The organism is Paraglaciecola mesophila KMM 241 (assembly GCF_000315015.1).
GTDB lineage: Bacteria > Pseudomonadota > Gammaproteobacteria > Enterobacterales > Alteromonadaceae > Paraglaciecola > Paraglaciecola mesophila.
In genome coordinates, this window is sequence record NZ_BAEP01000062.1 from 1 (window position 1) to 13178 (window position 13178).

At 45.0% G+C, this 13178-nt stretch carries 10 protein-coding genes; 7 read left to right on the forward strand and 3 right to left on the reverse strand.

The annotated features are described in order from the left end of the window. The first annotated feature begins 424 nt into the window (after positions 1-424). Positions 425-2041 carry a response regulator gene (locus tag GMES_RS15065; protein ID WP_006993593.1) on the forward strand — a complete coding sequence of 539 codons (1617 nt, stop codon included), beginning with the start codon at positions 425-427 and terminating at the stop codon, positions 2039-2041. Positions 2042-2330: 289 nt separating this feature from the next. Here the strand turns inward: GMES_RS15065 and kynU are convergent, their stop codons facing one another. The 3 genes from kynU to GMES_RS15080 all read right to left on the reverse strand — a co-directional run bounded on the left by kynU (position 2331) and on the right by GMES_RS15080 (position 5859). Next, positions 2331-3575 (reverse strand): kynureninase, encoded by a 1245-nt coding sequence (gene kynU / locus GMES_RS15070; protein ID WP_006993594.1) that lies wholly within the window; start codon positions 3573-3575, stop codon positions 2331-2333. Then, positions 3575-4498 (reverse strand): alpha/beta fold hydrolase, encoded by a 924-nt coding sequence (locus tag GMES_RS15075; protein WP_006993595.1) that lies wholly within the window; start codon positions 4496-4498, stop codon positions 3575-3577. The genes kynU and GMES_RS15075 overlap by 1 nt, the downstream gene beginning before the upstream one ends. A gap of 176 nt (positions 4499-4674) precedes the next feature. Continuing rightward, complete coding sequence (locus GMES_RS15080; RefSeq protein ID WP_006993596.1) at positions 4675-5859, reverse strand: thiolase family protein; 1185 nt, start codon at positions 5857-5859, stop codon at positions 4675-4677. Between the two features lie 280 nt (positions 5860-6139). Here GMES_RS15080 and GMES_RS15085 point away from each other — a divergent pair, with 280 nt between their 5' ends. The 6 genes from GMES_RS15085 to GMES_RS15110 all read left to right on the forward strand — a co-directional run bounded on the left by GMES_RS15085 (position 6140) and on the right by GMES_RS15110 (position 13170). After that, positions 6140-6535 (forward strand): MerR family transcriptional regulator, encoded by a 396-nt coding sequence (locus GMES_RS15085; protein ID WP_006993597.1) that lies wholly within the window; start codon positions 6140-6142, stop codon positions 6533-6535. After that, positions 6532-7701: an isovaleryl-CoA dehydrogenase gene (locus tag GMES_RS15090; RefSeq protein ID WP_006993598.1), complete on the forward strand. Its 1170-nt coding sequence runs from the start codon at positions 6532-6534 to the stop codon at positions 7699-7701. Before GMES_RS15085 ends, GMES_RS15090 begins: the two co-directional genes overlap by 4 nt. 89 nt (positions 7702-7790) lie before the next feature. Further along, a complete protein-coding gene (locus GMES_RS15095; protein WP_006993599.1) occupies positions 7791-9398 on the forward strand; it encodes a carboxyl transferase domain-containing protein in 1608 nt (535 codons plus the stop codon). 12 nt (positions 9399-9410) lie between these two features. Further along, the gene (locus GMES_RS15100) at positions 9411-10232 is read left to right on the forward strand and encodes an enoyl-CoA hydratase/isomerase family protein (protein WP_006993600.1); all 822 of its coding nucleotides are present in this window, start codon (positions 9411-9413) and stop codon (positions 10230-10232) included. Then, positions 10229-12256 carry an acetyl/propionyl/methylcrotonyl-CoA carboxylase subunit alpha gene (locus tag GMES_RS15105; RefSeq protein ID WP_006993601.1) on the forward strand — a complete coding sequence of 676 codons (2028 nt, stop codon included), beginning with the start codon at positions 10229-10231 and terminating at the stop codon, positions 12254-12256. The genes GMES_RS15100 and GMES_RS15105 overlap by 4 nt, the downstream gene beginning before the upstream one ends. Then, the gene (locus GMES_RS15110; RefSeq protein WP_006993602.1) at positions 12253-13170 is read left to right on the forward strand and encodes a hydroxymethylglutaryl-CoA lyase; all 918 of its coding nucleotides are present in this window, start codon (positions 12253-12255) and stop codon (positions 13168-13170) included. Before GMES_RS15105 ends, GMES_RS15110 begins: the two co-directional genes overlap by 4 nt. Positions 13171-13178: the final 8 nt, after the last annotated feature.

The following is a 13178-nucleotide window of genomic DNA, read 5'->3' on the forward strand; positions in this document are numbered from 1 at the left end:
AGAGCATCGCCCTTACAAGGCGAGGGTCACTGGTTCAAGCCCAGTAGCGACCACCACTTCTTAAGTTTTATCCTCTTTTTCATAAATCCTACGTTATCTAAGTAGCACAAATGTATCTGCGATACGCATCGCCGCTCTTCACAAAAGCATAGGCGACGTGGTTCAAGCCCAGTAGCTACCACTTCTTAAGTTTTATCCCTTTTTTTTCATAAATCCCACATTATCTAAGTAGCACAACTGTATCTGCGAAACGCATCCGAGCTTCAAGCTTAGGAACGACGATTAACTCTAGTCGCTCAATAACGTTCCTTATTCATTATTTCAGCTCTCGAAAGGTATATTTTCTCTATTGATGCTTGTTTGTACTTATAATTATGGGTAAAAGTACGATAACCTTTAATAATCAATCCTTTGAAATGCGTATATGAATCCACTGATTGCTAAAGAAACCAAAGTGCTGATCGTTGATGATCAGGTTCTCGCTAAAGGGTACATGAAGTATTCTTTGGAAGAGCTTGGTTTTAGCGATATCACCTATGTGGACAAGGTGCACCTCGCTCTTAATAAAATCCGCCATCAGCGCTACGATCTCATCGTATGCTCATACAACTTAAAACATGAGCAAGATGGGTATTACTTTTACGATGAAATAAACCGCAACGGCGAGTTACCTCTAAGTACTGCATTCGTGTTTATCAGTGCTGACACCACAGCGGATCTCGTTCAAAGTATTGTTGAGTTACAACCTGACGATTTTCTCGCTAAGCCATTTACCGTAAAAGAGTTAGACCGACGTTTGTCGCGCATTCTGGGGCGCAAACGAGCTTTACAGAATGTGTATTGGTGTATTGAAAAGAAACATTTTCCAAAGGCACTATCAGAAGTAGAAGTGTTTTTAAGTGAACCTAAAAACTCAGAGTTTTTCCCCTTAGCATTGAAAATTAAAGGTGAAGTTTTACAGCTATGCGGTCACTTTCCTCAAGCCAAGGCGTTTTACCAAGCAATTCTCAATGTTCAAACGTTTACTTGGGCTCAATTGGGCTTAGTGAAAACCTATTTACACTTGAATGAAGACGAAGCGGCAGAGAAGCTCGTACTTCGGCTCGCCTTTAAGCCAGAATCACAATTGGCCGCATATGATCTACTAATGTCGTTGCAAATTAAGCAAGGCGATTTCGATACTGCCCTTGAATGCGTTTTAATGGCATCGGAAATATCTCCTAGAAATATAAGACGTCATAAAACGGCGCTGGATTTATCTAGAATCACCCACGATTACCATACCCAATTTGATGCAGCCAAAAAAATCGTCAAATTTGCTAAAAATTCTATTCATGACACGCCTGAGCATTACTTAAATGTCGCCCGCGCCAGTATTGATTACGCCATGACAGCTGACGAAGAGCAAACGAGTGCGCTGGTTAAGCAAGCAAATGAATACATTCGTCAATCCCGTCAAGCATTTCCAAAGGCGGATATGCAAGACCAAATAAATGTAATCAATGCTCGACTCATGTATTTGGCGGACGAGAAAGATAACGCCAAAGCGTTACTTGAGCAACTAGATAACGAGAACTGGGAGAATGAAACAGTCGAAGCTTTGCTCGATAAAGCCAAAGCATTTCATGAGATAGGAATACACGAGCGTAGCCAAGAGATATTAAGTGAGATTATGCGTCGTTGTGACGAAAATGACCAAGGTAATAAAATATTTCTGCACTATGTTGAACAAGAACAAGAGGAAAAAAGTAGAATTAAACAAAGCTCCAAAGAATTGAATAACTCAGCGGTCCAGCGTTTTCAAGAAGGTGATATTGACAGTGCATTGAGTACCTTCACCGATGCCTTTACTATTATGCCTAAAACCCCCGCTATTGCGCTCAATTTACTGCAGGTGATTACTATAAAACGCTTACACACAGACGACAATTATCAAAAAACGATCCAGCGCTGCGTCCGCACAGTTGAAGCCGGCCCACTGAATGATGAACAGGAAAATCGTTACACCAAAATACGAGAACTATTAGACGACATCGCCTAGGCCTTATTGATATTTGTGGTGCATTTAGACAACGGTCTGAAAATTAATTCGACGAGGGAGATGCTCGTGACTTTGGTGGCTCCGCACAGAAATCATTAAACGTGAAATAAATGCCCAAAGGCGCTATGCATTTATTCATTGTCACAGCCCTTTGACTTGCCCCATTTGATCTGCATAACTGTTTCGCGACCAAAATGCTTTCATATAAATCGGAAATCGTATTCCAAAGTTACGCTGCCCTAATGTATTTTCGTGTGAATGATTAAACCAGCGGAGGATTTCACCTCCGCTAAGTCACTTTATTTTGTTTATTGTATTGCGCTTGAAGATAGACTTTTTGCTGAATAACCTGCGTGAGTATCTGTACGCTGGTAAGAATGTCTTGGTAGCGTAAATACAAAGGTGTGAAGCCAAACCGAAGAATATTCGGAGCTCGGAAATCGGCAATAACACCAAGCTCGATTAATGCCTGACAAATCCCATGAGCGTGTTCATGTTCAAATGCCAATTGGCTGCCTCTGTCTTTCGTCGCTCGCGGCGATACTAGTACTAAATCAGATAGTGCAACCTCTGCTTCCACTAGCGCAATAAACAGCTCACTTAACGCCTCTGATTTTTCACGTATTTGCTGCATATTCACATCGGCAAATACCTCTAATGCAGCATCCAATACACTCATAGATACCACGTTCGGCGTACCACATAGATATTGAGTAATATTATCCGCTTGCTCATATCCCTGTGCAAAAGCAAAAGGTTGCTTATGCCCCATCCATCCTTTCAGCGGTTGGGATACATGAGCTTGAAGGCGTTTAGCTACGTACACAAACGCCGGTGCGCCAGGCCCCCCGTTGAAGTACTTATAACCGCAACCGACAGCAAAATCTACGTCACATTCATCAAGCGCAATAGGCAGCGCTCCCGCACTATGGGCAAGATCCCATATCACGAAAATTCCTTGTTTATGCGCTAAGTGTGTTACGCGCTGCATATCCAGCAAACGGCCAGTGCGAAAATCAACCTGAGTCAGCATTAACACCGCCACTTCAGAAGTAAGGGCCTCTTCTAACGTGTCTTCATCAACCGTCTTAAGATGACAATGACTCTCGCCCAACAATGCTGTAAGTCCTTCAACCATGTATAGGTCAGTAGGAAAATTCCCCGCTAAAGACAATACCTGCGAGCGATTTTTCTGCAGTGTCATAGCACTTGCAAGCACTTTGAACAAATTGATAGACGTAGAATCACAGCAAATCACCTGCTCTGGTGCTGCGCCAATGAGTGGCGCAATTTTTTCACCTACGGTTGCCGGCAGGTCAATCCAAGAATGTGTATTCCAACTGGTAATGAGATCGTTGGCCCACTGATGCTCTAAAACCTGTTTACCACGCAGCGCTGCAGCAGTTGGCATGGCACCTAAAGAGTTACCATCTAAATAAACAGTATTAGCAGGAAGCGTAAATGCTTCACGTTTTTCAGCGAGAGGGTCTATTAAATCCCATTGTGCTATTTGTTCTTCACTGATGTGTGCCATTATTCACTGACCCGTTGTTTTAACGCTGACAAAAAAGCTTGATACGCATTTGTCTCAGGATGGATCCAATCAAAGTGCCCTGCCCCCTCCACAATTTGATATTCAAAACCACTCTTTAGCGCTTGGCTCTGCTCTACTATTGCATCAGCACTGCCTTGCAATAAGAGTGAATGCTCTTTTAGTACGTGATGATCGGGCGAGCCTAAAGCGTAAGCTTCTGGCTTTTGCTCAGCACTGCCACCAAAAAAAGCAGGAGTAGCAGTTTGGCAGCTGTTGTTACCTTGTGAATAACGAACCACATCAACAATAGCAGCTAGACCGATGACGCCTTTCAACTTGGCCCCGCCTTTAAAAACCTGACGTTCGGGGGCGCTGGCCAATAACGCCAAATGTCCGCCTGCTGAATGCCCAGCCAATATCACCTTGCTTAAGTCAATCGGATAATCCTTGAAGGTTTGCACAAAACTCACTCCTTTTAAGACGTCATTCAAGCTACCAGGCCAACCGCCGCCATCATCGCCTGTGCGCCGATACTCTATAGACCAAACCGCATATCCCTCTTTTGTTAACGCTTGGCTAAACGCTTCGCTGTGATCAACGCTAAAAGCGTTAAGCCAACAACCACCGTGAACAAAAACAACTAATGGTGCAGTACTTTCAATTCCTTTACCGCGCAAATTTTGCGGCAGATACAATTGACCATACTGTAATACATTACTGCCATATGCGATTTTTTCACTGGCATTGGGCGCTACATCTAACGCCATCACTTGTGCAAAGCTTACATTTTGTAAAACGGAAGCCCTCAAGACCTCAGCATTTTTTGTTACCTGCTCTTGCTCTGTTGTCTGCTTCGGTAAACTTGAGGTACAAGCGACCACAAAAAATATAAATAGCGGGAAAAGGCTGTATAAAATTTTCATTATCTCTCTAATACATTTAAGCGTAGTTGTCTTATCTAATGGCAGAAGTAGAACAGATGCAGGTAAAAATTTGAAGCGTTGAGAAATAACTAAAAGAATAATGGCAATGATAAAGCGAAGATGCTGGTAGCGGGATAACACCACCAGCGTATATGTGAGGAAAAGGAAGCCCGATATTAATCTAACATTTCAAGTGCTATTGCGGTCGCTTCACCACCACCGATACATATAGCAGCTACGCCTTTTTTCAGGTTGCGCTGCTTAAGTGCATGCAATAAAGTCACGATGATACGCGCGCCTGAGGCCCCAATCGGATGACCAAGGGCACATGCTCCACCTTTCACGTTTACCTTGGCGGGATCTAGACCAAGTTTACTCATACCCAACATAGTGACCATGGCAAAGGCTTCGTTGATTTCAAATAAATCGACATCTTCTTTTGACCAACCCGTTTTCGCGAACAGTTTTTCCATTGCACCAACAGGTGCCACGGTGAAATTTTCGGGCTCAATAGCATTTGAGCTATGCCCAACAATACGTGCCAACGGCTTGTAACCGTTTGCTTTGGCTTCTTCTTCGCTCATGACTAACAATGCAGCAGCTCCATCTGAAATAGAGCTTGAATTTGCCGCTGTAACCGTACCGTCTTTCGTAAAAGCAGGGCGTAAAGAAGGGATTTTCTCGGGGCGGGCATTTCCTGGCCCTTCATCATTTTCAATGACAACTTCACCTTTGCGAGAAGTGATTGTAACCGGCGTAATTTCGTCTTTAAACAAACCATTAGCAATCGCGTCACTGGCCTTAGTTAGCGAGCCTAATGCGAACTCATCCATTTGCTCACGTGTCACTTGCTCTTCGTCAGCTTTGGACTGAGCAAAACAGCCCATAGCTTTACCGTCATAGGCATTTTCCAAACCGTCCAGCATCATATGATCCAACATATGACCATGCCCCATACGATAACCTTCCCTCGCTTTAGGTAAGATGTACGGCGCATTAGACATACTCTCCATACCGCCCGCGATAATCGTCTTCGCGCTACCTGACTTAATTAAGTCATGTGCAAGCATGACCGCTTTCATACCAGAACCGCACACTTTATTTAACGTAATCGCACCAGTAGCAAGTGGCAAACCCGATTTAATACTCGCTTGACGAGCCGGCGCTTGGCCTAATCCAGCAGGTAAAACACAGCCCATTATGACTTCATCAACAACAGGTGCATTGTCACCAGCCTCTTTTAATGCAGCTGTAATCGCATTTGCACCAAGCTCACAGGCGCTCATTGCTGACAAGCCCCCCATAAACCCACCCATTGGTGTACGTTTAGCACTAACAATAACCACTGAATCATTACTCATGAATTAACCCCTTACATTTTTTGGTACAGTCGTATCACTTCAAGATACTAATAATTAAACAATTAATAAACAATTAATTAAACTTAAAATAAAGAGAAATACCTATTTGTACATCTTCGCGCATCTGTAGAATATTTTTCATATTTCGATGTTGACGAATTGTAACTCATACTTTACCTTTACGTTAAGTTACTCTTTACGTAAACGTAAAGCAAATATCCATTATTAAACAGAATAAGTAATTGCTAGATAACACATCAATTTGTCACAAGGCTGTTCCATGACTGAAAAACTTTACACTATTGGCGAGCTAGCAAAAGAGCTAGATATCACCTCCCGCTCTATTCGTTTTTACGAAGAGTCAGGGCTACTGAACCCCACCCGTAATGGTCAAAACAGGGTTTACAAGAAAAAAGACAAGGTTCGGCTTAAGCTAATTTTACGCGGCAAACGGCTAGGTTTTTCATTAGCTGAAACTAAAACATTGTTCGATTTATATGACAGCAATCAGAACTCAGAAGCCCAGTTAGAAACCATGTTGCTGATGACAGAACAAAAACGCGCAGTCATGGATCAGCAACTAGAAGATATTAAAGCCTTAATGATGGAACTAGACGAAGTCGAAGCCCGTTGTAAGGACGAACTCACCACGATTAAGCGAGGAAAAATCGCATGAATGCTCCTTATCCAACATTGAACTTCGGCCTAGGCGAAGACATCGATATGTTACGTGACCATGTTTATAACTTTGCTCAAGGGGAAATCGCACCTTTGGCTGAAAAGTCTGACATTGACAACAGTTTCCCTAACCAGTTATGGCCAAAGTTAGGGGAAATGGGACTGTTAGGTGTGACCGTTGCTGAGCAATATGGTGGTTCCAATATGGGATATCTAGCCCATGTTGTCGCCATGGAAGAAGTCAGCCGAGCGTCCGCCGGGATCGGCTTAAGCTATGGCGCCCATTCGAATTTGTGCGTCAATCAAATTCATAAAAATGGCTCAGATGCACAAAAAGAAAAATACCTACCCAAGCTTGTTAGCGGCGAGCATATCGGTGCATTAGCAATGAGTGAGCCTAATGCTGGCTCAGATGTGGTAAGCATGAAATTGCGGGCCGATAAAAAAGGTGACCATTACGTGCTTAACGGCAATAAAATGTGGATCACAAATGGGCCTGACGCCGACACCTACGTGATATATGCCAAAACTGATATCAGTGCAGGTTCAAAGGGCATGAGTGCTTTCATCGTTGAACGTGGCACACCAGGTTTCAGCCAAGCCCAAAAACTCGATAAGCTTGGTATGCGCTCGTCCAATACCTGCGAACTTGTATTTGAAGATTGCCCCGTACCAGCCGAAAATTTAATCCGCAATGAAGGCGATGGCGCACGGGTTCTGATGAGTGGCCTTGATTATGAGCGTCTCGTTCTTTCTGGTGGCCCTCTTGGCATTATGCAGGCGTGTATGGACTTAGTCGTGCCTTACATTCACGACCGCAAACAGTTCGGTCAATCTATCGGCGAGTTCCAATTAGTTCAAGGCAAAGTTGCTGATATGTATACCCAAATGAACGCAGCGAGAGCTTATGTTTACACAGTAGCGCGCGCTTGTGATCGCGGTGAAACCACGCGTAAAGATGCCGCAGCAGTCATACTGTATTCTGCCGAACTGGCGACGAAAATGGCCCTCGATGCCATCCAATTACTTGGTGGCAATGGGTATATCAATGAGTTTCCTGCCGGTCGTTTATTAAGAGATGCAAAATTATACGAAATTGGTGCTGGTACATCCGAGATCCGCCGCATGCTGATTGGCCGAGAGCTATTTAAAGAGTCTGCTTAAAGCGGCATTGATCAACAAAAATAAACCGTCACCATCCCATTTCCATCGCGCCATCGTTGATTCGATGGCCATCAAATTGGAGCAATAACGTGCCCCGTATTATCAGTAAAATAAACGCCAAAGCCCAAGAGTTTGCCGACAATGCAGCGCACATGCAGGGGCAAATTGATGATTTAAATGAAAAGATAGCTCTGATAAAACAAGGCGGCGGCGACAAAGCCAACAAACGCCACACCGATCGCGGTAAATTACTGCCCCGCGACCGAATCAATGAGTTACTCGATGCAGGCTCCCCTTTTCTAGAAATTTCGCAACTCGCAGCTTGGGAGGTCTACGAAGACTATGTGCCCAGTGCAGGAGTCATTGCTGGGATAGGTCGAGTATCTGGCATCGAATGCATGATTGTCGCGAACGACGCGACGGTCAAAGGCGGTACTTATTACCCATTAACGGTGAAAAAGCATTTACGTGCGCAAACCATAGCCCAGCAGAACGATTTGCCCTGTATTTACCTAGTAGACTCGGGCGGCGCTAACTTACCTCGCCAAGACGAAGTCTTTCCAGACCGTGAACATTTCGGGCGTATTTTCTTCAACCAAGCGAACATGTCGGCGCAAAACATTCCGCAAATAGCTGTAGTCATGGGAAGCTGTACCGCAGGCGGTGCTTACGTACCGGCTATGGCAGACGAGTCCATTATCGTCAAAAATCAAGGCACTATATTTCTTGGTGGCCCGCCTCTAGTCAAAGCGGCAACCGGAGAAGTGGTCACCGCGGAAGAGTTAGGCGGCGGCGACGTGCATTGCAGAACATCTGGTGTTGTAGACCATTTAGCCAATAACGATCAGCACGCTTTGCACATAGCCAGAGACGCTATTACACGGTTAAACCGAACAAAACCTCTGACGTTAGATGTTAAACCCAGCGTTGAACCTGCATACCCCAAAGAAGACATTTACGGCATTATTCCCAAGGATGCACGCCAACCTTATGATGTGCGCGAGGTCATTGCTCGGGTTGTTGATGGCTCTGAGTTTGATGAATTTAAGGCACTTTATGGTAATACCCTAATTTGTGGTTTTGCACGCATCTTCGGCTATCCAGTAGGCATTGTCGCCAACAATGGTATTCTTTTTAGTGAATCCGCTCAAAAAGGAGCTCACTTTATTGAGCTGTGTGCTCAACGTAAAATCCCCTTAGTATTTTTGCAAAATATCACTGGCTTCATGGTCGGCAAGCAATACGAGGCTGGCGGTATCGCTAAGCACGGCGCAAAAATGGTCACCGCAGTCGCCTGCGCCAAAGTCCCCAAATTTACAGTGCTCATTGGAGGCAGTTTTGGTGCCGGTAATTACGGTATGTGTGGTCGAGCGTATGACCCGCGCTTTATGTTTATGTGGCCAAATGCACGTATCTCGGTGATGGGTGGTGAACAAGCCGCCGGCGTGTTATCGCAAGTTAAGCGCGAACAGCGGGAGCGCGTCGGTGAAACTTGGAGCCAAGAGGAAGAACAGCAGTTTAAACAACCCATTGTCGATACCTACGAGCATCAAGGGCACCCCTATTACGCATCAGCTCGCCTTTGGGATGATGGCGTTATAGACCCTGCCGACACGCGCATGGTGTTGGGCCTGTGCATTTCAGCTAGCTTAAATAAACCCATTGAGGACACCCAGTTTGGGGTGTTCAGAATGTAAGGTGCATTGAATATGGATCCTAAAATGAGCCAAACTAATTATCCCTCTTCAGAGCATGTGCTTTGCGATATTGATGGGCGTGGTGTTGCCACCGTCACCCTTAATCGCCCCGACGTGCACAATGCATTTGACGATGTGCTAATAGCAGCACTAACCGAGGCATTCACTCGTTTAGACTCTGATAATACAGTGAGGGCTGTCGTTCTCGCATCGACTGGCAAGAGCTTTTGCGCTGGGGCGGACCTAAACTGGATGAAACGCATGGCAAGCTATTCATATGAGCAAAACCTCAATGATGCGAATGCATTGGCAACCATGCTTCACACCTTAAATACCCTATCGAAACCGACTATCGCCCGAGTGCAAGGTGCTGCATTTGGTGGGGCTGTAGGCTTAGTTGCCTGCTGCGATATGGCGGTGGGCAGTAAATTAAGCAAATTTTGCCTAAGCGAGGTCAAACTTGGTTTGATACCGGCCACTATTAGCCCATATGTTATTCAAGCTATTGGCGGGCGAAACGCTAGGCGTTATTTCACGACCGCTGAAGTATTTTCATCACGCCGAGCAAGACGCATTGGATTACTCAGTGAAAGCGTGACCGAAGAAGAGCTAGACAGCACCATTGAAACTCTCCTTGAACATATTCTGAAGAATGGTCCGAATGCGGTTTCTGCTGCCAAGAAATTGATAGCGGACGTGGTAGATCGCGTCCCTGATGAAACGCTTAGAAATATGACGAGCGAACGCATAGCCAATATACGGGTATCATCTGAAGGCCAAGAAGGCCTCGGTGCCTTCTTACAAAAACGTCGACCTAATTGGTATATCTCATGATTAAAAAACTTCTAATTGCCAACCGTGGCGAAATTTGCTGCCGTATTATCAACACGGCTAAACGTATGGGTATCCAAACCGTTGCGCTTTATTCTGATGCTGACAAGAACGCGTTACATGTGAAAATGGCTGACGAAGCGATACATATTGGCCCTTCGCCATCTAATCAAAGTTATTTAAAAGTGGATAAGGTGCTTGCTGCTGCTAAAGCAACCGGTGCAGATGCCATCCACCCTGGTTATGGGTTTCTATCTGAAAACGCTGAATTTGCCAAAGCCTGCGCAGATAACAATATTATCTTTGTGGGCCCGCCTGTCGGAGCGATTGAAGCAATGGGCTCAAAATCTGCTGCTAAGCACATTATGCAACAGGCCGATGTACCCTTAGTCCCAGGGTACCACGGCGACGATCAGTCACCAGCGCTGATAAAAAAACACGCCGATGACATGGGCTATCCCGTGTTACTTAAAGCGGCTGCCGGTGGTGGTGGTAAAGGAATGCGCCAAGTTTGGAGCGAAGATGAATTCGATGACGCATTAGCCGCAGCTAAACGTGAAGCTATGTCGAGTTTCAATGACGACATAATGTTAGTTGAAAAATACTTAACCCAACCGCGTCACGTTGAGGTACAAGTTTTTTGTGATCACCATGGAAACGGTGTGCATATATTCGAGCGCGACTGTTCAGTGCAAAGACGGCATCAAAAAGTCATTGAAGAAGCCCCCGCCTTTAAGATGCAACCTGAACTACGCGCAGCTATGGGCGATGCGGCTTTAAAGGCCGCCCAGGCCATTAACTATGTAGGTGCAGGTACCGTAGAGTTTTTGCTCGATACCGATGGCAGCTTCTACTTTATGGAAATGAATACTCGCTTGCAGGTAGAACATCCAGTCAGTGAGATGATTTCAGGGCAAGATTTGGTGGAATGGCAACTGCGGGTCGCCGCCAATGAAATACTGCCCAAGACACAAGACCAATTACACATTAATGGCCATGCATTTGAGGCTCGAATTTACGCCGAGGATCCAGATAATGAGTTCTTGCCTGCCACAGGTAAACTTCACCTGTTAGAAACACCGCAAGAATCAAAACACGTGCGCATTGATAGCGGTGTGGTGCAGGGTGATGAGGTATCGGTTTATTATGATCCTATGATTGCTAAGTTAATTGTGTGGGATACGGATCGAGAACGTGCTTTAGCACGCTTGAGTCAGTCTTTGGCTGAATATCGTATTGATGGTGTGATAACAAATATTCCATTCCTGCGCAGCCTTATTGACACCCAAGCGTTTAAAGATGAAGAGATCGATACCCGTTTTATCGAAACTCACCACGATGAGATTTTTCACAAAGATAAGCAAATCAACGAGCATCTAATACTGAATTTGGCCATGTACTTATCTTTAAATGAACAAGCTGTCACCTCCCCTAGTAATCAAGATAGTCAGTCTCCTTGGGGATCCGTAAGTGATTGGCGAGCGAATGAATGTTTTCAATCCAGCTACTTCATCCAGCTGCATGATGAAGTTTATGAAACTAAGGTTGAACGGCTAAAAGGTGACAACCAAGCCCCCCATCAACAGGGAACATTTATTGTTAAATTAGGGGAGCAAACTTATCAGTGCGAAGGGCAATTGGCGGGCAATCGATTACTGGCAACCGTTAATGGGCATAGTGAATGCGTCACCATCAATAAAATTGACCATGACTACGCGCTCTTTCATACCAATGGCATGACTAAATTTAGTCATATTCAGAAAGACTTAGGTGTTGCAGATGAAACCGATCAGCACGGTGCTTTTGTAGCGCCAATGAACGGCACGGTAGTGACCCTTTTAGTTGACCCAAAGCAAAGCGTTAAGAAAGGTCAAACCTTAATGATAATGGAAGCCATGAAAATGGAACATGCCATTAAAGCAACGCAAAATGGTCATGTGCAGGAATTCTACTATCAAGCTGGCGAATTGGTTGACGGCGGCACAGCCTTATTAGACTTTATAGCTGATGAGGAGCCTTTATCATGATGGGTGCTTTACCAAGTAAAGTAAAAATAGTTGAAGTAGGTCCTCGGGATGGCTTGCAAAATGAGAAAGTGAATATTGATTTAGCCACTAAAGTAACTTTAATTGAAGCGCTTGCTAAATCAGGCCTAAGCATGATTGAGACAGGCAGCTTTGTATCACCTAAGTGGGTGCCACAAATGGCTGACTCAGCTCAAGTCTTTGCTGCAATAAATCGCCAAAACGCCGTAACCTATAGTGCATTAATCCCTAATCTAAAAGGATTTGAAGCCGCGGTAGCAGCAGGCGCTGATGAAGTCGCTATTTTTGGCTCTGCTTCTGAATCCTTTTCACAAAAAAATATAAACTGCTCAATTGCTGAAAGTCTAGCGCGTTTTGAACCGGTTATCGCTGCGGCGAAAGCTAAAGATATAAAAGTACGTGGTTATGTGTCGTGCGTGCTAGGTTGCCCTTACGAAGGAGAGATAGCGCCTGGCAATGTGGCCAGTGTGGCTAAAACCTTGTTCGAGATGGGCTGCTATGAAATTTCGTTAGGCGACACTATAGGCGTAGGCACCCCTATAGCCACACAAAAAATGCTCGATGCCGTATTAGGTGTGGTGCCCCTCTGTGCTGTTGCAGTGCATTTTCACGATACCTATGGTCAAGCCTTAGCTAATATTTTGGTGGCGTTACAAATGGGGATCAACGTAATTGATAGCGCGGTAGCCGGCCTAGGCGGCTGCCCCTATGCTAAGGGTGCATCAGGTAATGTAGCGACTGAAGACGTGGTTTACATGTTACATGGAATGGGCATTGTCACAGGTGTTGATTTATCAATGTTAGCTGAGGCTGGACGAGCCGTATGTGCAAAGTTAGGCGTAGATCCTGTATCAAAAGTGGCAAACGTTTACGCTAATAAAATCCTAACTCAGTAACCTACCCA

Bases quoted from the DNA above. Each gene is read 5' to 3' on its own strand.
- GMES_RS15090 (WP_006993598.1), top strand. From the start codon at position 6,532: ATGAATGCTCCTTATCCAACATTGAACTTCGGCCTAGGCGAAGACATC.
- GMES_RS15085 (WP_006993597.1), top strand. From the start codon at position 6,140: ATGACTGAAAAACTTTACACTATTGGCGAGCTAGCAAAAGAGCTAGAT.
- GMES_RS15075 (WP_006993595.1), bottom strand. From the start codon at position 4,498: ATGAAAATTTTATACAGCCTTTTCCCGCTATTTATATTTTTTGTGGTC.
- GMES_RS15105 (WP_006993601.1), top strand. From the start codon at position 10,229: ATGATTAAAAAACTTCTAATTGCCAACCGTGGCGAAATTTGCTGCCGT.
- GMES_RS15065 (WP_006993593.1), top strand. From the start codon at position 425: ATGAATCCACTGATTGCTAAAGAAACCAAAGTGCTGATCGTTGATGAT.
- GMES_RS15080 (WP_006993596.1), bottom strand. From the start codon at position 5,859: ATGAGTAATGATTCAGTGGTTATTGTTAGTGCTAAACGTACACCAATG.
- GMES_RS15110 (WP_006993602.1), top strand. From the start codon at position 12,253: ATGATGGGTGCTTTACCAAGTAAAGTAAAAATAGTTGAAGTAGGTCCT.
- kynU (WP_006993594.1), bottom strand. From the start codon at position 3,575: ATGGCACACATCAGTGAAGAACAAATAGCACAATGGGATTTAATAGAC.
- GMES_RS15100 (WP_006993600.1), top strand. From the start codon at position 9,411: ATGGATCCTAAAATGAGCCAAACTAATTATCCCTCTTCAGAGCATGTG.